The organism is Paenarthrobacter sp. NPDC058040 (genome assembly GCF_042885775.1).
Lineage (GTDB): Bacteria > Actinomycetota > Actinomycetes > Actinomycetales > Micrococcaceae > Arthrobacter.
In genome coordinates this window covers 134,565-160,792 of record NZ_JBHVRN010000009.1, presented here as the reverse complement: position 1 = coordinate 160,792, position 26,228 = coordinate 134,565, and the positions used below count along the sequence as shown (strand labels likewise).

At 61.4% G+C, this 26,228-nt stretch carries 18 protein-coding genes, 2 tRNA genes and 1 pseudogene; 11 read left to right on the top strand and 10 right to left on the bottom strand.

The annotated features are described in order from the left end of the window. Positions 1-4,561 precede the first annotated feature (4,561 nt). The 9 genes and pseudogenes from ACFVSJ_RS14510 to rpmH form a co-directional block, all read right to left on the bottom strand. Positions 4,562-4,633 (bottom strand): annotated as a pseudogene (locus tag ACFVSJ_RS14510) (MYXO-CTERM sorting domain-containing protein); the annotation flags it as partial. Positions 4,634-5,713: 1,080 nt separating this feature from the next. Next, on the bottom strand, positions 5,714-6,940 hold the full coding sequence (locus tag ACFVSJ_RS14505; protein ID WP_387437531.1) for a ParB/RepB/Spo0J family partition protein: 1,227 nt from the start codon (positions 6,938-6,940) through the stop codon (positions 5,714-5,716). 66 nt (positions 6,941-7,006) lie between these two features. Then, on the bottom strand, positions 7,007-8,017 hold the full coding sequence (locus tag ACFVSJ_RS14500) for an AAA family ATPase (RefSeq protein WP_387437530.1): 1,011 nt from the start codon (positions 8,015-8,017) through the stop codon (positions 7,007-7,009). 129 nt (positions 8,018-8,146) lie between these two features. Continuing rightward, a complete protein-coding gene (rsmG, locus tag ACFVSJ_RS14495; protein ID WP_387437529.1) occupies positions 8,147-8,797 on the bottom strand; it encodes a 16S rRNA (guanine(527)-N(7))-methyltransferase RsmG in 651 nt (216 codons plus the stop codon). Positions 8,798-8,803: 6 nt separating this feature from the next. After that, complete coding sequence (locus tag ACFVSJ_RS14490) at positions 8,804-9,355, bottom strand: protein jag (protein ID WP_387437528.1); 552 nt, start codon at positions 9,353-9,355, stop codon at positions 8,804-8,806. Beyond that, entirely contained in the window at positions 9,355-10,323 is a 969-nt protein-coding gene (gene yidC / locus ACFVSJ_RS14485; protein WP_387437527.1) for a membrane protein insertase YidC, read from the bottom strand. The genes ACFVSJ_RS14490 and yidC overlap by 1 nt, the downstream gene beginning before the upstream one ends. Before the next feature lie 16 nt (positions 10,324-10,339). Next, entirely contained in the window at positions 10,340-10,708 is a 369-nt protein-coding gene (gene yidD / locus ACFVSJ_RS14480) for a membrane protein insertion efficiency factor YidD (RefSeq protein ID WP_387437646.1), read from the bottom strand. Between the two features lie 46 nt (positions 10,709-10,754). After that, a complete protein-coding gene (gene rnpA, locus ACFVSJ_RS14475) occupies positions 10,755-11,165 on the bottom strand; it encodes a ribonuclease P protein component (protein ID WP_387437526.1) in 411 nt (136 codons plus the stop codon). A 42-nt stretch (positions 11,166-11,207) separates the two neighbouring features. Continuing rightward, positions 11,208-11,345: a 50S ribosomal protein L34 gene (rpmH, locus tag ACFVSJ_RS14470; RefSeq protein ID WP_011776797.1), complete on the bottom strand. Its 138-nt coding sequence runs from the start codon at positions 11,343-11,345 to the stop codon at positions 11,208-11,210. Between the two features lie 465 nt (positions 11,346-11,810). Between rpmH and dnaA the strand changes: the two genes are divergently transcribed. The 11 genes from dnaA to ACFVSJ_RS14415 all read left to right on the top strand — a co-directional run bounded on the left by dnaA (position 11,811) and on the right by ACFVSJ_RS14415 (position 23,997). Further along, entirely contained in the window at positions 11,811-13,232 is a 1,422-nt protein-coding gene (gene dnaA, locus ACFVSJ_RS14465; RefSeq protein ID WP_387437525.1) for a chromosomal replication initiator protein DnaA, read from the top strand. Positions 13,233-13,806: 574 nt separating this feature from the next. Then, positions 13,807-14,931, top strand: coding sequence for a DNA polymerase III subunit beta (dnaN, locus tag ACFVSJ_RS14460; protein ID WP_387437524.1), 1,125 nt, complete (start codon positions 13,807-13,809; stop codon positions 14,929-14,931). Positions 14,932-15,026: 95 nt separating this feature from the next. Next, on the top strand, positions 15,027-15,911 hold the full coding sequence (gene gnd / locus ACFVSJ_RS14455) for a phosphogluconate dehydrogenase (NAD(+)-dependent, decarboxylating) (protein ID WP_387437523.1): 885 nt from the start codon (positions 15,027-15,029) through the stop codon (positions 15,909-15,911). A 24-nt stretch (positions 15,912-15,935) separates the two neighbouring features. Next, positions 15,936-17,129, top strand: a complete 1,194-nt coding sequence (gene recF / locus ACFVSJ_RS14450) for a DNA replication/repair protein RecF (protein WP_387437522.1) — start codon at positions 15,936-15,938, stop codon at positions 17,127-17,129. Beyond that, complete coding sequence (locus tag ACFVSJ_RS14445; RefSeq protein WP_387437521.1) at positions 17,116-17,670, top strand: DUF721 domain-containing protein; 555 nt, start codon at positions 17,116-17,118, stop codon at positions 17,668-17,670. Before recF ends, ACFVSJ_RS14445 begins: the two co-directional genes overlap by 14 nt. Positions 17,671-18,009: 339 nt before the next feature. After that, positions 18,010-20,085 (top strand): DNA topoisomerase (ATP-hydrolyzing) subunit B, encoded by a 2,076-nt coding sequence (gyrB, locus tag ACFVSJ_RS14440; RefSeq protein WP_387437519.1) that lies wholly within the window; start codon positions 18,010-18,012, stop codon positions 20,083-20,085. Positions 20,086-20,146: 61 nt separating this feature from the next. Beyond that, positions 20,147-22,819 (top strand): DNA gyrase subunit A, encoded by a 2,673-nt coding sequence (gene gyrA / locus ACFVSJ_RS14435; RefSeq protein WP_387437517.1) that lies wholly within the window; start codon positions 20,147-20,149, stop codon positions 22,817-22,819. Beyond that, positions 22,816-23,499, top strand: coding sequence for a DUF3566 domain-containing protein (locus ACFVSJ_RS14430; RefSeq protein ID WP_387437516.1), 684 nt, complete (start codon positions 22,816-22,818; stop codon positions 23,497-23,499). Before gyrA ends, ACFVSJ_RS14430 begins: the two co-directional genes overlap by 4 nt. A 113-nt stretch (positions 23,500-23,612) precedes the next feature. Beyond that, positions 23,613-23,686: transfer RNA gene (locus ACFVSJ_RS14425), tRNA-Ile, on the top strand. Positions 23,687-23,730: 44 nt separating this feature from the next. Continuing rightward, entirely contained in the window at positions 23,731-23,850 is a 120-nt protein-coding gene (locus ACFVSJ_RS14420; protein ID WP_310208192.1) for a DLW-39 family protein, read from the top strand. A 71-nt stretch (positions 23,851-23,921) separates the two neighbouring features. After that, positions 23,922-23,997 (top strand) — tRNA-Ala (locus tag ACFVSJ_RS14415). Between the two features lie 137 nt (positions 23,998-24,134). On the opposite strand, the gene ACFVSJ_RS14410 is transcribed toward ACFVSJ_RS14415, so the two are convergent. Next, positions 24,135-26,132 carry a beta-N-acetylglucosaminidase domain-containing protein gene (locus ACFVSJ_RS14410; protein ID WP_387437515.1) on the bottom strand — a complete coding sequence of 666 codons (1,998 nt, stop codon included), beginning with the start codon at positions 26,130-26,132 and terminating at the stop codon, positions 24,135-24,137. Positions 26,133-26,228: the final 96 nt, after the last annotated feature.

Here is a 26,228-nt window from a genome sequence, read left to right as displayed (position 1 = left end):
TCCATTGTGTGGCTGGACCATGTCGCCAGACGCCCTCCGAAGCGCCCAATGCCCGAACGACTGCTCCCGGCCGAGAATGCTGCATCCACTGCCCTAGCCTCTCTACCTCGGAGCAATGGGGAACCAAACCCAGTTTGGGCTTGAGAGCACCCCAGGTGCGATGAGAAGCCCGCTACGAGGTAGACGGGCGGCTCCGTACCGCCAAGCCGAGTCCATGCACTGGCATCGCCGCTAAGGAAGCCCTGACGTGTTCGCAAGAAGCGGGTCATGTTTCACGTGAAACGCGCCGACTCATGTTTCTCCTACGAGGCACCGTCAGACAAACGCTAAGCATGACCAGCAGGCAGTAGCCGCCTTTAGTGGGTCTGCTGGCCACAGACCGACAGCGCCGCGATCCGTTTCCGCCACCCGGACCTCCATCCGTTGGCCGGAATACACCCGTCAAAGCGCAAACGCCAGGACTCCCGCGTGTATCGAGAAGGAAAGTGCAGGGACCACGGTCCATAAGCGCAGCTGCCGTCATGAGACGTTGTAGGAGCTAAGACGCCCAAATGGACGGTGAAAACCCTGAATCTCACAATGAGGGAGCGTCCCGTAAGGATCGTGCCGAATCGCCCACCCAGCTGGGAAGGTCGCCCTTAGCAGTATCTGAACCGTTGGCGTGGGTAGCGAACAACGATTATGGATCTGAGTTGTAGATCCAGAATCATCCCCAGGCGTGTGCGCGTACTCCGCTTTCACGACGGAACTCCGCAGCTCACTTCGTTGAGCAAATTCAGACGATCTATCTCAACGCTCTTACCCGTCCTGAAATCGAAGAGAATCACTCCAGCGCATTCTCTCCCAGGCAAGGCACGTCTAAACACGCGTCGTCCCCGAAGTCGCGACCATAAGCAGCGCAAAGACGAACACTGCACCAACAGGCTGGTACGCCGCCTTCACGCTACCCCGATGATGGCGAGTCGCCACCCACCATGCATTGGGTGCGTCGCGGTCGGCGCTTAGGGTCAGGCCACACGGCCAGGTCCCACGGCCAAATGTACGCAGTTCTGCGCACTGAGAAGCGAGGGATCAAAGTCGGGGCCATGTAGCTCGCCAGCTGGAGTGAGGAATCGATTCGCGCTGCGGGCACAGTCTGGGCGTTCTGTTGCCGCAACGTGCTCTGCATCTTCTCTTGTTGGAGAACACCATCCTCTCTTGTGGGGAGGGGAGCATCCTCTCTTTGGGCGTCTGTCGAGCGTTAGTGCAGTCACTCGCCTCCGTCCAGTCCAGCCCAACCCGTACAGCCCCGTACAGCCCGGCCCAGCCCGGCCCAGCCCGGCCCAGCCGTACAGCCCAGCCCGGTTCAAACCTCTCCTCTCCGTCCGGACGTTCCCAGCCAGCCACTTCGACCCGGCCAACCCCGTCCCATGCCGCCTTGTCGGCCGTCCAGAAGCCGGCCAACTACTAACCAGACCAGTCATCCCAAACGGCCCGCCGTATGCCCCATCGGGAGCCAGAAGAGCATTCCCGCTAACGCTGTCGAGGGTCATGGGTGCTTTTGGCGTACCGTTTCACGTGAAACCAGCCTAGGCACGCCAGCGGGTACGACGGACTTGGCACTCCAAAGACCATGATGCGATGTCGAGTCCAACTCGCGCCTCGCATACCCACACCGCACTGTGGAGCTTCAGTAACTGTGGGGGCGCCGAAATTGGAAGGACCAGACGGACACGCAGACACATCCACATGCTGCGTTCAATGTTTCACGTGAAACAAGGTTCCCCCGCGCGGGGACAGTCTCAGGCCGTAGTGAGCCTTCGTGCATTCGTCCGAAGGGCGAGGGCACGCCTCTGCTTCAGCCCTGTCGATCCGTGCCACGCGGTATCGCGTGGATGATGACAAAACCGCTTTGGATGCAGGGGGATGCGCCTTCGAACGCGGAGAAACGAATGGCATCAATACCGTCGATGCCACCGAGCTTCAGCTAGTTTTCAGGGCCGCTCGGTCATCGAAGGCCTCTGGTCAAGAGCGTAGAGGAACCCAGACATCCGATGAAATGCCATTGGCACCGGGCAAAGGTTCCGCCGGGACGGGCGCCCCCTTGGCGGCAGGGATAGCCCGAGGCCGCAACAGGAATGTTCGAGATTCCTTCTCCTAGGCGCAGCAGGCAAAAGTTAGACATGGCCCGGCAACCGCCCCCATGGAACACCAGGCTTCCTCTTGGGGGCATATCTACCCATCCCGCTGCGGAGCGGTCCCGAGGATCCACTGGAGGTGCGAATTGAACGGTCCCTGGGCGTAGGATCCACTCGACCCCCGACGACTTATTCACAAAGTTATCCACAGGGTTTTCCACTGTGCATCAGAGTACTCAGCGAGTTGGGGGAGTACCCCCCAAATTCTTCCGCCGCGGTCCTCTACTGGGGGGCAGCGAAGCGCATTGGGTCGGCCACGCGTCGGAAACCCCATCAAGGGGTCGAATCCGCGTCAAATCAATGATTTTTGCGTCGATATGACAATAATCTCATCGTGCGTTGCTCGATCACCAAGCGCCGCGTTCCAAAGGAGGCCCTAGTGGGCATGGGGTACTGGCCATGTTCCCACGAGCGCGCATAAATGCCCACCACTGTCTCCACGCTCCACAGATTTATCCCCAAGGTTATCCACAGGCTTATCCACCATCCAAGACGTCTGTCCACATGCCCGTCTTCAGCAATCCGGGCCTGGGAGTCGCAGCAGCTCAAACTGCTGCAGACGAGGTTTCACGTGAAACACGATGCTTGCTCATTGAAGTCCGCTGCCCGGCCGACGGCCGATGGGACAAAGGAAGGCATGCCCGCGTGCCTCCTTGAGATGATGTCCGCCTACCGGACGGTGCACCCAACAGCCGAGAAGCTCTCCCCGAGCAGAAACGCTAAACGTACAACATCAGATCTCTTGTGACAGATCTCTCACGCAAGCCAGCATGGGATTTCAGCCCGCGAAGGAATGCCGTAGCACCCAATCGTCGCTCCAAGCCGTGGCGCTGCTATACCGGGAACATCAAGATCGGGCACGGTGACGTAGGGGGCGGAACGAACTCCAAAGGAACTCGTGCGCTAGGCATTGTCGGGCGCCACGACTACGGGTCGATCCGCGAGCACAGGCTAGTAGAGTTCTGCCAACGCAAAGGAGCCAACTTCACCTTGAGAATGGGCAGGCCCCCTTGTAGACGCGAACCTACATTGACCCGCAGGAGCACCCGCCCATTCGAGCACGCCTCCTGCGCCCCGGGCAATTGCATTCTGTCCTCCGGGGGAGTGGTCACACCGGGCTGCTCACGATTCCGCAACCAGGCCGATCGACGCCTGCCAAGAAGGCAGCCGTGGCGCACCACAGCAGAGGTTCCACTGCGTCAACGAGCACAGTCCCACAGTGCCCGACGGGTATGTCCAAGCCCAGGAACCAGCCCATTTGGTCCTGAACGCGCAACCAACCAACTCGGCGACCGCCTGCCTCTCATCTGGTAGCAACGGGCCCGGTCGTGGGCCGGCGCATCGCAGGGCGACGAGCACGGTCTGGTTGTACCCGTTCTCTGTTCCTCAGGATGGGCTTTCATTGTGCCTGGGCGGAGATGTGCAGTTTGTCCACGTCAAAGGAGTCCTGTTCCAAGTGTCCCGGACACCGGAGTGGGCTGAACGAACCAGGGTGTCGGCACTCGATCAGTCCCAGTCTTCATGGGAACTCCTTCCTTTGACTGAACCGGATGCTGTTCTGCCGACGCCATGCGGCCCAGGTCAGGGATCCCACCGCGGCATCCACACACGGGGACACTGCGCCTGAGCGCCCATTCGGAAACATCGACGTACCGCCGCCGCTCTCCACTGCTCGTAATCCTAGGGCACTTCGTGTGAGACCCTATGTGTGTCTATCACGTGGCCGGGAGGCGATGGGGAGCCCCTGGCCTCTCCAGAAGATGTCTCAGACCATACCGCTACTAACAGACCAGCTCGGAGACGTGGCAGTGGTCGTCATGCCCACGAGGGGAGGGTGGAAAGGGTTCTGTCCGGCTAGCCAACCAAAATGAGCAGAAATCGCGTCTAGGAGGACAAGGCTGGTCAGCCATGTGATTCGTGCGCAGTACCGCCCAAGTGCGTGAGCGTTTCACGTGAAACACTACGGCCGGATTCACACGAGGAACTGGACCCAAACGCCCTGGAGCTCACCACCGCCAAGGGAGAATCCAACAACTTCAGAAAGCCCAGCCTCTGCATGCTGGTAGAGGCGAAGTGAGAACAGGCCGACTCCCGATTGCCAGGGCGTCCCAATCGAGTACACCAACTTTCGATCCGCCCCATGTTTCACGTGAAACACCCGGCCCTTCAATACCGGTGCAGCTCGTGAAACACCCCAACCCCGCCTTCTCGCGCACCCTGACTTACCCCGTGCAGCGGTGCGTCACGTCGCTGCGGACATTGGCCCCACGCCGGGCTCTCGCGCGCTCGTCCTGACAGTGTCGTTACCATGGCCCAGAATGTTGGTCGAGTCATCCTCTAAGGCCACCCACGTATCAGCACCGGCCGAGGCACCATTCTTTTGCCTATACTCGTCGCCTTCTCAGAAGCATGAGGACGAGTGTCAGCACCACCCAACAGCAAGTGCTGAAGGCATCGGCGGTCGAGCAGGGACTGTTTCACGTGAAACGTGACGTTCCATCCTCGGAATTGGAGCCATTCTTGATTTGCTAGGTGACAAGACGACTAAGGAGGCCCGGTATATACGAGCAAATCTGAGTAACCAACAACCGCAATAGTCTCTTAGCAGCATCCTTCGCGCCATTTGTTCTCCGGCGCCCCCCGAAGGCACCGGAAGGCGCACCTGCAGGGCAGGCACAGGCAACCAATGTGCCCATTGTCCATGCGGGCGTGGGCAGACCCACCACGATCGATACACCAGCATACGGCCAGCAATCGATTGACTTCGTCATTGGGATAGTCGGACGTAGCGGCCTGCACCTGAGGGACACGACCACCTCTTGTGCATAGAACGGTCGAGACCGGCTGGTTACACAACGACTCAGCCGCATATGCCTCGCCATAGGCGTCGTCCAATCAACTTGCACCGACTGAAGTAGCTATTCCATGTGTGTCTCTCGTGGCAAGGGGTTCTGCCTACTAGTGCTCCATATCGATCACCCAAGGTGCATAGGCCACCGCGCTATACAGCCCAGCACGACATTCGAACTTCCTAACGGAGATGCCGCACAGTTCCGTTTCACGTGAAACGATCACGACTGCCTGGGCACAGTGCGGAGTAGGATCCCCGGCACTCAACTGCAGGCCGCGCAGTCCATGCAAACACGCCAGCTACGCCACCCAATAGCAGCCGACGGCTCGGTGCCAGGGCTCCCGAGGCTGTGGACGCCGCCAGTGGCTCCTCGGTCTGCTAAACAAGGAGCAGTCGTCCAGAGGCTCCCAGTGGAGCTCTAGGGCACGTCCACGGCATCCAGATGGTTCGCGGGGTGGCGAAGCACAGTCTCCTGCAGATGATGGAAGCGTACACCACGTGAGATTCGGACGGCTCCTTGGAAGGTCAGAAGGCGGTTAGGAGTCTCTTCAGACGAGCCGGGCTACCCGCTCTGGGAGCGGAACCCCGCCATTGCCGGCCGAGTGCACCTGTGTCCGCCACAGTCAAACAAAAAGGAGGGGCCCACTTCGATGAAGTGAACCCCTCCTTTGTTGAATTCAGCAAATCAGCCTTCAGCGCCTGGACTAAGAACGTCCATAATGCGATTGAGGTCCTCAACGCTCGCAAATTCAATGCTCACGCGACCTTTGCGGGCACCGAGGGTGATCTTCACGTTGGTGTCCAAACGGTCCGAGAGGGAGGAGGCCAGGTAGTCCAAACGCTCGTGCCGTGCGTTTGGTTTGGGGATGCTGCTCTTAGTCGGCGTAGCCGGATCCTGGTAAAGGGCAACAGCTTCTTCCGTGGCGCGAACGGACATACCTTCGGCAACGATCTTTTGGGCGAGCCGTTCCATGGCTGCCGCATCTGGCAGGGACAGCAGCGCACGCGCATGCCCCGCCGAAAGAACGTTGGCAGCAACGCGACGCTGAACCAGCGGCGGGAGCTTCAGGAGTCGCAGGGTGTTGGATACCTGGGGCCGCGAACGTCCGATGCGATCCGCCAGCTGTTCGTGGGTGGTGCCAAAGTCTTCCAGCAGCTGCTGGTAAGCAGCGGCTTCCTCCAACGGGTTCAGCTGGCTGCGGTGCAGGTTCTCCAGCAGAGCGTCCCGAAGGAGGTCGTCATCCGTGGTGTCACGGACAATCGCAGGGATGGTTTCGAGGCCCGCAGCCTGCACCGCACGCCACCGACGCTCGCCCATGACGAGCTCGTAGGGTTCTCCACCCTTTTCGGTTGAAGTACGGACCACAATTGGCTGCAGGACTCCGATTTCGCGAACGGAGTGCACCAGCTCGGCCATGTCGTCCTCATCGAAGACGGTACGCGGCTGCTTTCGGTTGGGATGGATGTCCATCACCGGAATTTCGGCGAATCGTGCCCCGGGGACTTCCACCAAGTCAACGTCGGACGGTGCCACTGCCGGAAGAGCAGCCGGCGTCTCCGCAGCGGCGGGTGCCGGAGCCGTCGTCGTGCTTTCCTGTGTGTCAGCCTTGCCGGACACACTTCCGGAACGCCTGGCAGCCGGTGTCTTCGCAGGTGTCTTTGCCGAACCAGCCGTGGAGCGTGCGCTGCTAGGCGACTTCGCTGCGGCAGCCTTGGGTTCGGCCTCAGGTTCGATTACGGCGGCATCCTCACGGGGCGCTTCGTCAACGGGTTCAGCCGTCTTCCGTGCATCAGGGAAGAACAGATCCACCGGCCGCGAGGGCGAAGCACCGTTGCCGGCGGTCCCTGCCGCGGCGGAACTGGGAATGAGAGCCCCAAGACCCCTGCCCAGGCCTCTTCGCTTTTCGCTCATTGATTCATCCCTCCGATGGATTGCCGAGCGCGGAGCGACTCTGGCTGTTGCAGTGTTTCAAGAATTCTAGCGTTCTGCGATTTCGGCGGCGGCTTCCATGTAGGACAGCGCGCCGCTCGACGAGGGATCGTAAGTCATGACCGTTTGTTGGTAGCTCGGCGCTTCCGAAATCCGTACTGAGCGCGGAACTACAGCACTCAAAACCTGCTGGGGGAAGTGCTGACGCACCTCCGAAGCAACCTGGGCAGCCAGGTTGGTTCTGCCGTCGTACATCGTGAGAAGAATCGTGGAGACCACCAGGTCGGCGTTGAGGTGCTTCTGGATCATCTCGATGTTCTTCAGGAGCTGGCTGAGACCTTCCAATGCGTAGTACTCGCACTGGATGGGAATCAGGACTTCGCCGGCCGCGCAGAACGCATTGACGGTCAGAAGGCCGAGGCTCGGCGGGCAGTCGATGAAGATATAGTCCAGCCGGCCTTCGCCGTTCTTCTCGCGCTCCTTGGCGTAGACGTCGATTGCCCTGCGGAGCCGCTGTTCGCGGGCAACCAAGGAAACCAGCTCAATTTCCGCACCGGCCAAGTGAATGGTTGCCGGCGCGCAGAAAAGGTTGGGGATGTCCGGGCAAGGCGCAACAACATCGTTCAAGGGAAGGTCGTTGATGAGGACGTCGTAGATGCTGTCCACGTCTGCGTGGTGTTCGATGCCGAGGGCGGTGGAGGCGTTGCCCTGCGGATCAATGTCGATGACCAGGACGTTGAGTCCAGCGGAAGCCAGTGCCGCCGCGATGTTCACCGTTGTGGTGGTCTTACCGACGCCACCTTTTTGATTGGACACTGTGAAGATTCGTGTCCGCTCGGGCTTGGGCAACTCGCGACCGATCAAGCGTTCACGACGCCGGGTCTCGTGCGCCAGCTCGCGGGCAATGGGGCTTGAGTCGTCCATGGAATCCATGAGGTTTGGCCCATCGTCGGTGAGGGTTTCACGTGAAACTGCGTTTTCAACCGATTCTGTACGCACAATCGCGGACTGCAGAGATGCGGAGGGTGTGGCCATGGACCGCGCGGACCCCAAGGACATAAAAGGGGGGATCCTTTGCGTGGAGGTTTCGCTACTGCCCACTGGTCACACTCTCACTCTCATTCGGCGCTTACTGCCGTTCTCTAGCCTAACTGCTCCGCCGCCGACACGCGGGAAACCAAGCTGTAGCTAGGCAGTCTTTCCGGGCTTGTTGACGATGATCCTCACCACGGTGGTGGGTTCCTCCAAAAGCTCCTGTCCGCAAACCACAACTGACGTTTCAACGCCGCCGAGCTTCCGGATAGCCTTCTTGGCCTTCTCGATTTCCTCTGCCGCGCTCCGGCCCTTGATGGCAACCACTTCACCCTTGCCGTTGAGCAGGGGAATGGTCAGCCCGGCCAGGTTGGTCAACGCGGAAACCGCGCGGGCAGTCACCACGTCGGCATCAACAAGGCCCACGGCCAGTTCCGCACGCGTCCGCATGACGGTGACGTTGTCCAGTCCAAGATCGTCCACCACTTCCTGAAGCCAGATAACCCGGCGTTCCAGCGGTTCAATGAGTGTCAATTCCAGATCCGGTCGGGCGATCGCCAAGCACAAGCCCGGCAGCCCGGCGCCGGAACCTACGTCAGCGACGTGGCTGTCCTTGGCAATAGCGGACTCGATGACAGCACAGTTCAGGACGTGACGGCCCCACAAACGGGGAACCTCACGGGGGCCGATCAGCCCTCGTTCAATTCCGGAGGTCGCCAAGTGCTCTACGTAGCGCTTGGCAAGTTCCAAGCGCTCACCGAAGATCTTCTCTGCCGCTTGCAGTTCGGTTGTGGAAATTTCAACCATGAGCCGCTAGTCAGCCGAAACTACGATGTGACGGCCGGCGCCTTCACCCTCGGACTCGGACACGAAGCCAAGGTCGGCCACGGCGTCGTGGACAATCTTGCGCTCGTAAGCGCTCATCGGTTCGAGAGCCACGGTTCCACCGTCGGCCTTGACCTTGGCTACTGCGTCTTCGGCAATCTGCTGGAGGACGCCGGCGCGGTCCTTGCGGTAGCCGTTGATGTCCAGCACCAGGCGGGAGCGGTTCTCTGTCGCCGAGAGAACCGAAAGCCGGGCGAGTTCCTGCAATGCTTCCAGGACCTCACCATCACGGCCTACCAGGCTCTCCAAAGCAGCCGACTCTTCATCGGCGGCGATGGAGATATAGGTCCGTCCATTACGGACTTCAATATCGATGTCGCCATCGATGTCTGCGATATCGAGGAGTTCTTCCAGATAGTCGGCGGCAATGTCGCCTTCTTCTTCCAAGCGGCTGGCCGTTTTGGACAGCGTCTCTTCTTGGGCGTCGTCCTGGTCTTCAGTCACGGCGGCGGTTACTTCCTCGGTGCTCTCAGCAGACATTACTTCTTCTTCCTGTTCTTACGTTGCGGCTGGACGCGTTGCGCCCTGGCCTCGGCAGCAGCAGCGGTGGCGGCAGCCTCGGCGTCGTCGATCTTCTTGCCACCCAGCAGCGGCGGCAGGCCCTTGGCGGCGCGACGCTCTTCCAGTGCCTTAGCTGCAGGGGAACCCGGGGTGGGCATACGGCGGATAACGAAGAACTGCTGGCCCATGGTCCAGAGGTTGGTGGTGGTCCAGTAAATCAGGACACCGATCGGGAAGTTGATGCCACCGATACCGAACACCAACGGCAGGATGTAGAGCATCATTTTCTGCTGGCGCATGAACGGGCTGGCGAGGGCTTCCTCGGACATGTTCTTGGCCATGATCTGCTTCTGCGTGATGAACTGCGAGGCGGTCATGGCGAGGATCATGATGATGGAAAGGGTCCAGACGGCCACTTCACTGCCGGGGGCACCGCCGTGCAGGAGCGATGCGGACAGGGGCGCACCGAAGATGCTGGACTGATCGAACTGAATCACTTGGTCGTGACTCATCGCCCCGATGCCTTCGCCCGCATTCTTGGCCGTAGAGATACCGGACAACACCTGGAACAGCGCGAAGAAGAACGGCATCTGGATCAGCATCGGCAAACATGCAGAGAACGGGTTGGTACCGTGCTTCTTGTACAGCGCCATCTGCTCCTGCGCCATGGCCTGGCGGGAGAGCTGATCGGTCTTGCCCTTGTACTTGGTCTGCAGCTTCTTCAGGTCAGGCTGCAGGAGCTGCATGCCGCGCTGAGCCTTGATCTGCTTGACGAAAACCGGAATCAGGGCAGCACGAATCACCAGCACCAGGCCAATGATGGACAGGGTCCAGGTCCAACCGTTGGCAGCGGGGAGGCCAATGAAGCTCAGCCCCTCGTGGAAGCCGACCATGATGATCGACACCAGCCACTTGAACGGAAACATGATCGTTCCAAAGAAGTCCATACGATATCCCTATTCGTCAGGCCGCCGGGCGGCCTTCTTCATCAGCCTGAGCAGCCAGGAACTGGTCCGGATTGTTCAGTACAACAATTGTGGGCGTCCGGCCTTCAGGCCAATGACGATGCCCGGCGGGGACATGGTCCACACCGCCGGCATTCCAAGGGTGGCATTTGGCGAGCCTCTTGGCTGCGAGCCAACTGCCTTTTACGGCGCCATGCACTGTCACGGCCTCAAGCGCATACGCGGAGCATGACGGAAAGAAACGGCAAACCTGGCCGTAGAGGGGCGAGACCACTTTGCGGTAAGCCTTCAACAGGAGGATGAGGCTGTTCCGGGGGAGGTCCCAAACGAACCTGCCGACAGTCGCCGGCCAGGTTCGAGAAGGAATTTCCTCAGCAGGGTCACCGAAGGAAGGAACGACGGCGGCACTGTGGTTATGCACGCGCTGTCCCTTCCGTAGTGGTGCCGTTGCGGTCCGGCGAAGTGTTGCGTGGAGCTGAGCCACCCAATCGCTTCGTCGTCACTGCCAATGCGGCGTTGTAGTCCGCGAGCAGTTGCTCCCAGCTGGCAGATGCCGCTGCGGGCAGGGCCCTGACTACTACCGCCAGGCCCGTTGCATGCTGCTGCAAGGACAACGCACCTGCTTCTCTCAGTCTCCTCTTAACGAGGTTCCTGGTCACGGCGTTCCCAACGGCTTTGGAGACAATGAAGCCGATTCGACTCGGCTCCGCGGCCCCGATGGGGGCCGTATATAACACTAAGTTCCGGCGTCCATTACGGACGCCGGAACGTACAGTTGTTGAAAAGTCGATAGACGTCCGGAGACGGTTTGGGGTGGCTAGCACCGACGAACCCCCGAAAGGCGCCTGACCGACAAGTCAGTTTATTTAGGCCGACAGCTCGACGCGGCCCTTGCCGCGACGGGCAGCCAGGATGGCGCGGCCGGCACGGGTACGCATACGAAGGCGGAAGCCGTGCTTCTTGGCCCGACGGCGGTTATTCGGCTGAAAAGTCCGCTTGCTCACGTTAGTTACTCCAGTGGATCAAAGGTGCGCCCACCCGATCAAAAGGGGAAGAACTGGCCGACGCTAAGTTTTGTATGTGCCTGCCGCCGTTGCCTCCCGCACGGTGAACGTACCGGGGTGCAACTGATCGCAAAAGCGGACACAAAGGACTTCACAACGTTAGGGCAAAAAGGGACCCTCAGTCAAACTGGCGACGACGCGGGAGCCTGTCCACAACTGTGGCAAACCGGGGGATCCAGCCTGTGGATGAACTGGCTCACAACGCCCGGACCGGAACAACAACGGTGTAATTATCCACAAGCAACTTCCCAGCTATCTTCTGGGGAAATCATCCCCTAGAGTGGCTCAGTAGCCCATTGTCCACCCGCTGTGCATAAGTCTGTGGATTAATCCCTGGAACACCTGCGCGTCGGAGGCATTTCGGCTGCCAGCAACGCCGGCAAGCAAGCATTTAGGAACACATTGATGACAGTAGACGAAGCCAACCACGCCAATACTGTCGGAAGTTCCTGGCGCAGGGTGCTGAGCCTCCTGGAACAAGACGACCGGGTCACACCCCGTCAGCGCGGTTTCGTCATCCTTGCGCAGGCCCAGGGCCTCATCGGTTCGACCCTGCTGGTGGCCGTTCCCAATGAACTCACGCGCGAAGTCCTGCAGACGCAGGTCAAGGATGCCCTGGACGACGCCCTCCGCAGCGTTTTCTCGGACGACATCCGCTGCGCGATCGACGTGGACACGGAACTGGTGCCCGTGCACGCAGAGCCGGAACCCGTCGTCGAACTTTCCACTGCGCCGGACCTTTCCGTGGAACCCAAGCCACAGCCCACTCCGCCGAGCACTTCGCACGAGTTCGGCAGGCTGAACCCGAAGTACATCTTCGACACCTTCGTGATCGGCTCCTCCAACCGGTTCGCCCATGCAGCAGCCGTCGCCGTGGCCGAGGCTCCGGCCAAGGCCTACAACCCGCTGTTCATCTACGGTGACTCCGGACTGGGCAAAACCCACCTGTTGCACGCCATTGGCCACTACGCGCGTCGGCTCTACAGCGGCATCCGCGTGCGGTACGTCAACTCCGAAGAGTTCACCAACGACTTCATCAACTCCATCCGGGATGACGAAGGCACCAGCTTCAAGACCACGTACCGCAACGTGGACGTCCTGCTGATCGATGACATCCAGTTCCTGGCAGGCAAGGACCGGACGCAGGAAGAGTTCTTCCACACGTTCAACGCCCTGCACAACGCCAACAAGCAGGTGGTCATCACCTCGGACCAGCCGCCCAAGATGCTGGCAGGCTTCGAAGACCGCATGACCTCGCGCTTCGAGTGGGGACTCCTGACGGACATCCAGCCGCCAGAACTCGAAACCCGCATCGCCATCCTCCGGAAGAAGGGCCTCAGCGAAGGTCTTTCCGCGCCTGACGACGCATTGGAGTACATCGCTTCGAAAATCTCCAGCAACATCCGCGAACTCGAAGGTGCCCTGATCCGTGTCACGGCATTTGCCAGCCTCAACCGCCAGCCCGTGGATGTGGCCCTCGCAGAGATGGTCCTCAAGGACCTGATCACCGATGACGGCGCCCAGGAGATCACCGCCAAGCAGATCCTCGACCAGACCGCGGACTACTTCAAGCTCAGCATGGAAGAGCTGTGCAGCAAGTCCCGCACACGCACGTTGGTGACTGCCCGGCAGATCGCCATGTACCTCTGCCGTGAACTGACGGACATGTCCCTTCCGAAGATCGGACAGGAACTTGGCGGCCGCGACCACACCACAGTCATCCACGCTGACCGCAAGATCCGTGAACTGATGGCCGAGCGTCGTGTGATTTACAACCAGGTCACGGAGCTCACCAACCGCATCAAGCAGCAGCAGCGGGACTCCTGAGTCCACATCGCTTCGCGCACTACATACCTTATTAACAGGAGCATGTGGATAACCCTGTGGATTGTTAAGGGGACAAGCGCGGTTAATGGGCTTAAAACCCTTAAGCCGTCTGTGGATCGTTAAAAACGGCCCTCGAGGTTGTCCCCATCCACACCCTGTTTAAAACCCAGTTAACGCACAGTCCGTGAACAGGGCTTAACCGCGAAACGACGCGGCAGGAGCCACTTATCCACAGTTTCCACAGCAGTTATTAACACTACGAATCCCAAAAAATCGAAATCCCTCAAATAACAATCTCCCCTTCTGCGCACCCCGGGCTCCAGGGAACAGATGAACAGCCGGCCGTCGGCCCGCCCGTGATCATCCACAGAGGAGCGTTGCGCTGAATCGGGGATGGGTTAATCGCAGATGTTCCGGCTAAGCTGTCAGCAGCGCTCCCATCCCTGGGTCTGTTTTGTAGTTCGTTAAGCGCGGACCATGCAGCTCCCGGTGCTGGAGCGGGGATTTTTAGTGGGTTCCAGGCAGGAATCCGCAGCTACTACATGGCAGCAGCAATGAAAGGCGGCACCCCTCCGTGAAGTTCAGAGTCGACCGCGACGTCCTGGCAGAAGCCGTTACGTGGACCGCACGGTCGTTGTCTCCGCGGCCGCCCGTACCTGTGCTTTCCGGCCTCCTCCTCAAAGCCGAGGCTGGAACCGTAAGCCTCTCGAGCTTCGACTACGAGACGTCGGCACGTCTGGAAATCCCTGCCGACATCACCACCGAGGGCACCATCCTGGTCTCCGGACGGCTCCTCGCGGATATCTGCCGCAGCCTGCCATCCGCTCCTGTCGAAGTAGAGACAGATGGCAGCAAAGTCACTCTTACCTGCCGTCGAAGCAGCTTCCACCTGGCCACCATGCCGGAGTCTGAGTACCCGGCTTTGCCCGCCCTTCCGGCCATCAGCGGCACCTTGCCCGGAGACTCTTTCGCCCAGGCCGTTTCCCAGGTGATCATCGCCGCAAGCAAGGACGACACCCTGCCGATCCTTACCGGTGTCCGCATGGAGATCGAGGACGACATGATCACGCTCCTCGCAACGGACCGGTACCGCCTGGCGATGCGTGAGGTTCCGTGGAAGCCCGTCACTCCGGGCATCTCCACCAGTGCGTTGGTCAAATCAAAGACCCTCAACGAGGTGGCCAAGACTCTTGGCGGAAGCGGTGACATCAACGTTGCCCTTGCAGACGACGACAGCCGCCTCATCGGTTTCGAGAGCGGCGGACGCACCACCACGTCACTGCTCGTAGACGGTGACTACCCTAAGATCCGCTCACTTTTCCCGGATTCCACACCGATCCACGCGACAGTCCAGACGCAGGAACTCGTCGAGGCCGTTCGCCGTGTGTCCCTCGTGGCAGAACGAAACACCCCTGTCCGGCTCGCCTTCAGCCAAGGCCTGCTGAACCTCGATGCCGGCACGGGCGAAGACGCCCAAGCTTCGGAAGAACTGGAAGCCCAGCTTTCCGGCGATGACATCACCGTTGCTTTCAACCCGCACTACCTGGTTGAAGGGCTAAGCGTCATTGAGACCAAGTTCGTCCGGTTCTCCTTCACCACCGCCCCCAAGCCGGCCATGATCACGGCCCAGGCTGAAGCCGACGGTGAAGACCAGGACGACTACCGCTACCTCGTGATGCCGGTCCGTCTCCCCAACTAGCCGGCAGCAGTGGTTGTTTCGGATGCCCGGGAACAACCACCTCAGCGAGTCAGTTGGGACTTACCCCGCCACCTTCCGCAGAAAAGAGCCACACTGTGCACATCGGACTGATCGGTCTTGGAAAAATGGGTTTCAACATGCGCGAACGCATGCGGAACGGTGGCATTGAGGTAACGGGTTTCGACCGCAATCCGGACGTCACGGACGTGGCAACCGTCGATGACCTCATCGCCGCCTTGCCTACGCCGCGGCTCGTCTGGGTCATGGTTCCTTCGGGCGCCATCACGGATGCTGTGGTCACGGAACTCGGCGAAAAGCTGAGCTCCGGTGACATGGTGATCGACGGCGGCAACTCACGATTCACTGAAGACCAGAAGCACGCCGCAGCCTTGGCCGAGAAAGGCATTCGCTTCGCCGACTGCGGCGTTTCCGGCGGTGTGTGGGGCCTTCAGAACGGCTACGGCCTCATGGCCGGTGGCTCGGAAGAAGACATTGAGCTGGCCATGCCAGTCTTCGACGCCCTCCGTCCTGAGGGCGACCGGGCCGACAGTTTCGTCCATGTGGGCGGAGTCGGCGCCGGCCACTACGCCAAGATGGTGCACAACGGGATCGAATACGGCTTGATGCAGGCCTACGCGGAAGGCTACGAATTGCTTGCCGCCAAGGACATCGTCAAGGACTTGCCAGGAACTTTCCGTGCGTGGCAGAAGGGAACGGTTGTCCGTTCCTGGCTGCTTGACCTCATGGTCAAGGCGCTCGATGAGGATCCGGGCCTGGCCTCGATCGACGACTACGTGGAAGACTCCGGCGAGGGTCGTTGGACAGTTGAAGAAGCAATCGCCAACGCAGTACCGGCCCCCGCCATCACGGCTGCACTGTTCGCCCGTTTCGCTTCCCGCGAGGACACCTCTCCTGCCATGAAGATGGTGTCCGCCCTGCGCCACCAGTTCGGCGGGCACGCCACCCGTCCGGCCAACTAAGGCCGCAGGAGTCCAGCAAACGGCGTGTACCTCGAACATCTCTCGCTGACAGACTTCCGGAGCTATGCCCAGGTTGACCTGAAGCTTGGCCCGGGAGTCACTGTCCTGGTGGGTTCCAACGGGATCGGCAAGACGAACCTCATGGAAGCCATCGGCTATTTGGCAACGCTGAGTTCGCACCGCGTCAGCTCGGATGCCCCCTTGCTCCGATTTGGCACCGAACGCGCCCTGATCCGGGCCCGCCTGGTCCGTGGGGAACAGTCCAGCATCATTGAGCTTGAGATCAACGCCGGCCGAGCCAACCGGGGACGCATCAACCGCGGAAATCCGGTGCGGGCCAGGGATATCCTGGGTATTTGCCAGACCGTCCTCTTCGCTCCGGAGGATCTCGCCCTGGTCAAGGGGGATCCGTCCAACCGCCGCCGCTTCCTGGACGAGCTCCTGGTGAGCCTGGTTCCACGTCACGCCGCGACCCGCAGCGACTACGACCGCGTCCTGAAGCAGCGGAATGCGCTGCTGAAATCCGCTCGAACCGGCAAATTCACCTCCGGACACGAGGCAACCCTGGACGTATGGGACCAGCACATGGCACGTGCCGGCGCCCAACTCCTGCACGCCCGGCTGGAGCTGGTGGAACGGTTGCGGCCCCACTTGAACAGTGCTTATGCGCAACTGACTGACGGTTCCAAGGACGCTGGTGCGGTTTACCGCTCAACCATCCAGGGCATCCTTGACGACGACGGCGGTGCGGGCAATCCGTCAACGGAACCTCCGGCGTCGTCCGAGGACCTCCGGCTGCTGTCCGTGGACGAGCTCACCGAGCGCTACATCCAGGCCTTTGCCGCCAGCCGGAAAAAAGAACTGGAGCGCGGTATTTCCCTGGTGGGTCCGCACCGGGACGAACTCGAACTGGTTCTGGGCCAGGCACCCGCCAAGGGCTATGCCTCGCACGGTGAAACATGGTCCATGTGCCTGTCCCTCCGTCTGGCCTCGTACTACGTGATGCTCGATGACGCCCGGACTGGCGGCACGGCCCCGATCCTGATCCTGGATGATGTCTTCGCTGAACTCGACGTACAGCGGCGGCGTAAACTGGCAGCAATAGTGGCCGGTGCCGAACAGGTGCTGGTGACTGCCGCCGTCGATGCCGACATCCCGGAGGAGCTGGCCGGACGGCGCGTAACCGTTGTTCCGGGAGGCATAGATGGCGAAGGGTAACGACGACGGACTGCAACCCGGCCGGGATCCTGACGAAATCGACGCGGCCCAGGCCGCTTTGAACCGGATGCGCGAGGCCGCAGCCGCCCGCGGTGAAGTGCGCCAACGCGCTCCGCGCCCCGGATCCACCCCCAAACGGACAGGCCTGCGGGACACAAAGGGCTTTTCGCAGTTCCATGGAAGCGGACGCGACCCCTTGGGCTTGGGAAAAGTGGTGGGCCGCCTGGTCGCCGAACGCGGCTGGACATCGCCTGTTGCGGTGGGCTCCGTGATGGCGGAATGGGATGCCTTGGTGGGGCCTGATATCTCAGCACACTGCACGCCAGAGAGCTTCACCGACACCACCCTCCAGGTCCGTTGCGACTCGACGGCGTGGGCCACCCAGCTCCGTCTGCTGAGCACGAGCCTGCTGGAAATGTTCCGTAAAGAGCTGGGCGACGGTGTTGTCACGAGTATTCAGGTCCTGGGCCCGTCGGCGCCGAACTGGCGAAAAGGCGGGCGCAGCGTGAATGGCCGGGGCCCTCGGGACACATACGGCTGAACGGCGTGCAGGGCGATTCAAGGCCCCCGGACCGTATAGGCCCCCATCGGGACCTCCACAGGGCCGTTCAAGACGGGGCCAGCGGCCTCTCATCGGTATATTCAGCTCTCGGCTGCCCCCGTATTTGCAAGGATTCCGCCTTTTCCACGATAGAATTGGCATAGATCACTGAGCGCCGGTGAAACACCGTTGGGGTTCGGAATCCACAATTGTTGGATCCAGGACCCCCTTCGTTGGAGTAGTGGGCGCAATCAGTCACGTGCCATTGAAGGTCCCGCGCTTGGGCGCGGGACCGACGCGGCGCGGCCGTCATCTATCACAGAGGAGTCGAAAGCGCCTGTGGCTAACGACAATGCAGAGACCTTGGCAGTAGAGCCCGCGGGGGAGCCAGCTTCCACGCCGGCCCCGGCGGAAGCACCCAGGGAATATGGCGCCAGCGACATCACCGTGCTGGAAGGACTCGAAGCCGTACGCAAACGCCCCGGCATGTACATCGGCTCCACCGGACCCCGCGGTCTGCACCACTTGGTCTATGAAGTTGTGGACAACTCCGTTGATGAGGCACTGGCCGGCTTCTGCAGCCACATCGAAGTGACCCTCCGGGCCGATGGCGGCGTCAAGGTAGTGGACGACGGCCGTGGCATTCCGGTGGATATCCACCCCACGGAAGGCAAACCGACGGTTGAGGTGGTCATGACCATCCTCCACGCCGGCGGTAAGTTCGGTGGTGGTGGATACGCGGTTTCCGGTGGCCTCCACGGCGTAGGTATCTCAGTGGTCAACGCACTGTCGCGTCGCGTGGAGACGGAGGTACGCCGTCAAGGACATGTCTGGCGCATGTCCTTCGCTGACGGCGGCAAGCCCCAGGGCGAATTGGTGCAGGGTGAAGCCACCCAGGAAACCGGAACGTCCCAGACCTTCTACCCTGATGGCACCATCTTCGAGACCACCGAGTTCGATTTTGAGACGCTCCGTGCGCGGTTCCAGCAGATGGCCTTCCTCAACAAGGGCCTGAAGATCACGCTGACGGACGAACGTCCTGCGGCACGGGACAGCGAAGACGACCTCGATCTCGACGCCGTGGCCACCGAAGGCGAAGTTGCCGCCGAACACCGCACCGTTGTCTACGAATACCCGGACGGTTTGCTGGACTACGTCAAGCACCTGAACTCCAACAAGAAGGTGGAAATCGTCCACGAGGACGTCATCGCCTTCGAAACCGAGGACACCGAGCGCCACATTTCCGTGGAAGTGGCCATGCAGTGGACCACCGCATACTCGGAGAGCGTCCACACCTACGCGAACACCATCAACACCCACGAGGGCGGTACGCACGAAGAAGGCTTCCGTGCGGCGATGACGTCTCTGATCAACCGCTACGCGCGGGAGAAGAGCATCATCAAGGAGAAAGATGACAATCTCACCGGTGACGATATCCGTGAAGGTTTGACTGCCGTCATCTCTGTGAAGCTCTCCGAGCCGCAGTTCGAAGGCCAGACCAAGACCAAGCTCGGGAACTCCGAGGTCAAGGGCTTCGTCCAGCGCGTTGTCACCGATCAGTTGGGTGACTGGCTGGAGCGCAACCCGGGCCCGGCCCGCGACGTCATCCGCAAGGCCATTTCTGCTGCGCAAGCACGCATGGCCGCCCGCAAGGCCCGGGACAACGCGCGCCGGAAGAGCCCGCTGGAATCCTTCGGCATGCCCGGCAAGTTGTCCGATTGCTCCTCCAAGGACCCGTCGCGTTGCGAGGTATACCTCGTGGAGGGCGACTCGGCAGGTGGTTCCGCCAAGCGTGGCCGCAACCCGGAGACCCAGGCCATCCTTCCGCTGCGAGGCAAGATCCTCAACGTGGAGCGCGCCCGTCTGGACAAGGCCCTCGGCAACGCGGAAGTCCAGTCCATGATCACCGCTTTCGGCACGGGAATCGGCGAGGATTTCGATATCTCCAAGCTCCGCTACCACAAGATCGTGCTCATGGCCGACGCTGACGTCGACGGCCAGCACATCACCACGCTCTTGATGACGCTGTTGTTCCGCTACATGCGTCCGTTGATCGAGAACGGCTATGTCTACCTGGCCCAGCCGCCCCTCTACCGGATCAAGTGGTCCAACGCTGCCCACGACTACGTTTTCAGCGACCGCGAACGCGATGAAACCATCCGCAAGGGGGCGGCGCTCAACAAGCGGCTGCCCAAGGACAACGGCATCCAGCGCTACAAGGGCCTGGGCGAGATGGACTACACGGAGCTCTGGGACACCACCATGGACCCGGATCGCCGCACCCTCCTCCAAGTCACCATGGACGATGCCCTCGCTGCCGACCAGACCTTCTCCGTGCTGATGGGCGAAGACGTGGAATCACGCCGAAACTTCATTCAGCAGAACGCCAAGGACGTCAGGTTCCTCGATATCTAGGCCCCCATAGGGTTTCTAAATATTCCAAGACTGACATATACCTGAAACGGAAACTTAGATTATGAGCGACGAAACTCCTGAAGTCCCGGCGGAGAACCCCGAGTCCGAGGACGTGATCCTTGAGGGCGACGTGCTGACGGACCGCGTGGAACAAGTGGACCTGCAGACCGAAATGCAGCGCTCCTACCTCGACTACGCCATGGCCGTCATCGTCGGCCGCGCGCTGCCTGACGTCCGCGACGGCCTCAAGCCCGTCCACCGCCGCGTGCTCTACGCCATGTTCGACGGCGGCTACCGCCCCGACCGTGCGTTCAACAAGTGCGCCCGCGTCGTCGGCGACGTCATGGGTACCTACCACCCGCACGGCGACATGGCCATCTACGATGCCTTGGTCCGCCTCATCCAGGACTGGACCATGCGTTACCCGTTGGCGCTTGGTCAGGGAAACTTTGGTTCGCCCGGCAACGACGGCGCCGCTGCACCGCGTTACACCGAAACCAAGATGGCCCAGCTGGCCATGGAAATGGTGCGGGACATCGACGAGGAAACCGTCGATTTCCAGGACAACTACGACGGTAAGAACCAGGAACCGACCATCCTGCCGGCGCGTTTCCCCAACCTGCTGGTCAATGGCTCGTCCGGTATCGCCGTCGGCATGGCCACCAACATCCCGCCGCACAACCTTCGCGAGGTTGCTGACGGCGTGCAGTGGGCCCTGGACAACCCGGGTGCCACTCGTGAAGAGCTGCTCGAAGCACTCCTGGTAAGGATCAAAGGGCCGGATTTCCCCACCGGAGCCACCATCCTTGGCCACAAGGGCATCGAGGAGGCGTACCGGACAGGCCGCGGGTCCATCACCATGCGCGCAGTGGTCAACGTTGAGGAACTCCAGGGACGCACCTGCCTGGTGGTTACCGAACTCCCGTACCAGGCCAACCCGGACAACCTGGCCATCAAGATTGCCGAACTGGTCAAGGACGGCAAGATCCAGGGCATCGCCGACCTCCGGGACGAAACCTCGGGCCGCACCGGCCAGCGCCTGGTGATCGTGCTCAAGCGCGACGCCGTGGCCAAGGTTGTGCTGAACAACCTCTACAAGCACACGCAGTTGCAGGACAACTTCTCCGCCAACATGCTGGCGATCGTGGACGGCGTCCCGCGCACCCTGAGCCTCGATGCCTTCATCAGGCACTGGGTTGCGCACCAGATGGACGTCATCGCACGCCGCACCCGGTACCGCCTGCGCAAGGCCGAAGAAGAAGCACACATCCTGCGCGCGCTGCTCAAGGCGCTGGACATGCTGGACGAGGTCATCGCCCTCATCCGTGCGTCCAACACCACGGAGGCGGCCCGTGAGGGGCTGATGGAACTCCTGGAGATCGATGAACTCCAGGCCCGCGCCATCCTGGACATGCAGCTTCGCAGGCTGGCAGCCCTGGAGCGGCAGAAGATCCAGGACCGCCACGCGGAACTGGAAGCCATGATCGAGGAATACAACGCGATCCTGGCTTCGGAAGAACGCCAGCGCCGGATCATCAGCGAAGAACTCTCCGAGATCGTGGCCAAGCACGGCGACGACCGCCGGACGCAGATCCTCATGGGCTTCGACGGCGACATGTCCGTTGAGGACCTGATCCCCGAAGAGGAAATGGTGGTCACCATTACCCGCGGCGGCTACGTCAAGCGGACCCGGAGCGACAACTACCGTTCGCAGCAGCGCGGCGGCAAGGGCATCAAGGGTGCGCAGTTGCGCGGTGATGATGTTGTTGAGCACTTCTTCGTGACCACCACGCACCACTGGTTGCTGTTCTTCACCAACCTCGGCCGCGTGTACCGTGCCAAGGCCTACGAACTCGCTGAAGCAGGCCGTGACGCCAAGGGCCAGCATGTGGCCAACCTGCTCGCTTTCCAGCCGGACGAACACATCGCCCAGGTCCTGGATCTCCGCGACTACCAGCAGGCGCCGTACCTGGTTTTGGCAACGAAGAACGGCCTGGTCAAGAAGACCAGGCTCGAGGACTACGACACCAACCGCTCCGCCGGCGTCATCGCGATTAACCTGCGGGATGAAGACGAACTGGTCTCCGCCCAGCTGGTCAGCGAAACCGATGACCTCCTGCTGGTTTCCCGGAAGGGCCAGTCCATTCGTTTCACGGCCACGGATGATGCCCTTCGTCCGATGGGACGTGCCACGTCCGGTGTGACTGGCATGAAGTTCCGTGAAGATGACGAATTGTTGGCTGCCGACGTTGTCCAGGACGGATCCTTCGTCTTCGTGGTCACCGAGGGCGGCTACGCCAAGCGGACCGCCGTGGACGAGTACCGCCTGCAGGGCCGTGGTGGCCTGGGAATCAAGGTTGCCAAGCTTGCCGAAGACCGCGGTGACCTGGTGGGAGCTTTGATCGTGCAGGAAGAGGACGAAGTCCTGGTGGTCATGGAGGGCGGTAAGGTGGTCCGCTCTGCCGTTAGTGGCGTTCCCGCCAAGGGGCGTGACACCATGGGCGTCATCTTCGCCAAGCCGGACAAGAACGACCGCATCATTGAGGTTGCCCGCAACAGCGAACGCGGTTTGGAAGGCGAAGAATCCGAAGACGGACAGGACGATGACGTAACGTTGGCTGCAGAAGACGGCGCTGCTGAGGCGACCGTCACGTCAGAAACGCAAAACGACGCAGACCCGGATACCGAAGCGGGCGCGGAGCTGAATGAAGACAACACCGGAGGTAACGAGTGAGTAATTCCGACTCATATCCCAAGCCGAGCACAGGTGTCCCCGGCGGACTCCGGCAGCCAGCAGGCAACACCCAGGCAGGGACGCCCGCACCGCCGCAGCAACGGCCTGGTGCCGGCGCAGCCCGCCCTGCCACGCCGAACGGCTCTCCCCAGCGCCCGGCGGCCGCTCCCGGACAGCGCCCTGCCGGTGCAGCCGGACAGCGTCCTGCCCAGCCCGGCCAGCGACCCGCTTCCGCCGGACAGCGGCCAGCCGGTGCTCCTGGACAGCGCCCTGCCCAAGGTGGGCCCGGCCTGGTAAAGCCTGCTCCGAAGGCAAAGGTTCGCCGTGCCCGGCTCCTGGTCAGCAAGGTGGACCCCTGGTCCGTCCTGAAGATGGCCTTTCTGCTGTCCGTGGCCCTTGGCATCGTCACGGTGGTCGCGGCCATCGTGCTCTGGACGGTGCTGGACCTTACGGGCATCTTCAACCAGGTGGACAGCCTCCTGGGTACCCTTGCGGGCTCGGAGGGCAGTGGATTCGAGCTGAAGAAGATCGCGTCCCTCGGGCAGGTGGCCTCCTTTGCCACCATCATCGCCGTGGTGAACGTGGTCCTGCTGACGGCCCTTTCGATGCTCTCGGCGGTGCTGTATAACATTTCGGCAACGTTGGTTGGCGGCATTGGCGTGACGCTCACGGACGACTAGCCAGAACCCCCGGATTTACGCCGAACCAAGCGGAAATCCGACCCGAAAATGCCTCGATTTGAGATCGGGCCGGGATGTGCTGTACAGTCATATCTCGGCCCGATGAGGCATCGGGGCGTATAGCTCAGGCGGTTAGAGCGCTTCGCTGATAACGAAGAGGTCCCAGGTTCAAGTCCTGGTACGCCCACGGAACCTAGCAGGTTCAGGAAACTGAACCGGAACGAGGTACTTGTGAAGAAGTTGCTGGTTGTAGTTGCAGCGGCGGTCGCAGGTGTCCTGGTCTATAAAAAGGCCCAGGAATCCGAAGCCCGGAAAGATGTCTGGAGCAAGTCAACCGACAAGGTCGACTAGCCGAAGGCCCTGGTCTGGAACTGGTAAAAGCCAGTAAAGACCTAGGGTATGATTGATGGGTTGCTTCTTATGGGGGCATGGCGCAATTGGTAGCGCACCTGCTTTGCAAGCAGGGGGTTAGGGGTTCGAGTCCCCTTGCCTCCACCATAAGGAAAGTCCCGGTCAGCAATGACCGGGACTTTTTCGTCTAACCCCGGCCCCCGATGTCCGCCCCGCCTCCCGCCCCGCCCAACTGGGTCACAGTTGAGGTCGATATGAGGGCTGGGAGCGGCCTGATCTGTCACTTAGTTGGGCGGGACCGTCTGGAGCGCCCGTTCAAGGAAAGTCTTCAGCTCACTGTCTCCAAGGACAGGAGTTACCACTCCCAGATCCAGGGTGGGTTGGGTCTTTGCCGCGGCGGCAGCCAGGGCAGCCTGGGCGGTTCTCCGCGACTCCGCGGCCGCCGCGGAATTGCCCTTCCGGTCAGCGTCAAGCATGGCCAGGGCGGCCGCGACTCCGTGGCCGTACTCCGCCGCAGCGGAGGCCCAATGCGTTGCATCGGTGGCGAAACCGGGAACGGCCATCTTCGGCAGGAGTTCGGGCAGGCGTTGAAGCAGTCCGGCGCGAGCCAGCAGTGCTCCGGAAGGCGACTTGCCGGCGTCGTACTCGCTCCAAAACTGGTCAATATCGCGCCGCAAGGCGGGAGCGGATGGGGTGAGTTCGTCGTCCTGCCAGTCCTGGTTGAGGTCCGCAAACCCCTTCACCGCGGCCTGGACCTCCGGATCGGGACCTGAAACCTGCGCCAACGCTGCGTCCATGGAGTTTTGTGGGTTGTAGGCCGGGCCGTTCCACGCAAAGTCGGCGTAGTTGAAGATCGCAGGGAGGGATAAGTAGGGCTCGATCATGGGGTTGGTGACCACACCACGGATCGATTGGTAGAGGTCGGCGTCCCTGCCTATGAGTGGTGCCAGGAAGAGATGGTCCTGTGAGAAGTCATTGACCGGATAGTTGTCCCAGATGACGATGTCCCGCGGTGTTGCCGAGGTTCCGTAGCTGCGGCGGGCGGTTTCGGCCGAGTTGCGGGTGATGCGGTGCGACACCACGTCCTCTCCAGTCCACTGCACCACGATCGCGGGATCAAGGGACCGGCCGAGTTCCTTCTTGTAGGGCGTGCTGCCGGAGCCGTTGTAGAAGGTCGGCACCGTTTCGAGCGGTTGGAGGCCCTGCTTGCCCGCCGTGAAGCGCAGGTTCAGTTCATTCAGGAAAGAAGCCTGGGCTTTCGCCAGGTTGGCTTGGCCGGAGCCGAACTCCTTGACGTCCTCGGAGCACTGGACCTTGGTGGCGATGTCGTCCAACGGAATGACGAAGGACCGCACTCCCAGTGAGTAGAGCGAATCGAGCTTGGTGATGGCATCGTCGAGGTCCGAGTCCCGCGAATAGCAAACATCGACTCCTGGCGATAACGCGTAAGTGAACCGGATGTGGTTGGCGGCCGCAGTATCGATGAGCTCCTGCAGTTCCCTGAGTTCCTGGTCGGAGTAGAGGGCGCGCCACTTGTCTCGGAGCAAGGGATCGTCCTTGGGCGAATAGATGTAGGTGTTCATTTTTTGGCGGGCTGCGAACTCAATGACGTCCAGACGGGCCTGGTGGGACCACGGGGTACCGTAGAAACCTTCAATGACGCCGCGTGTTTCCATCAAGGGCCAGTCACTGACGCGGATCGGGGGCACCGAACCGTCCTTCACTGCCTGGCGAAGCGTCTGGACGGCATGGAAGACGCCGTCCCCGTCGCTTCCGGCGAGGACCGCCGTCGGAATCCCCGAGGAGGTTCCGGTGGCGATTGCGTAGCCTTCAGCGTGCTTGAGTGCCTCCTGAGAGGAGCCTGCGCTATCGGGCCCGAGGTCCTTGAGTACTGTTCCCGCGGGAGATCCCTCAGCTGTTCCGAGATAGATTGCCGAGGAGCCGTCAACGGGATTCTCCACGGTTGCCACGACTTCTCCGGTACCGCCGGTGGCCTTCACCAGATCCTGGACGGCTGCGAGCGAGGGCTGGTCCGTCCCAGGCGGCGCCACGATGTAGACGCGTCCGTTGAGCGGCACGGAGGGGCCCGAACCAACGCTGGCGCGCTGTGGCACAGGAAAGATCCCCGGGAGGCCGGCCGGATGGCCGCCAGGGGCGGGCCCCCGGTCCTTGGACGCAATAATCCAGCCCGCAACGAGTGCGGCTACCAGGATCGCAGCAGCGGACAGCAGCAGGGTCCGACGCCTGCGCTTGGCTCCTGGGCGGACGGGTGCTGCGCTCAATCAGGTATCCCCTTGGTTTCTGAAGCGATGTGTCAAGACAATCACACTGTCACCGCTGCTGACAGGGGCATGCAGGCATTCCTGCCCGACTAAGGT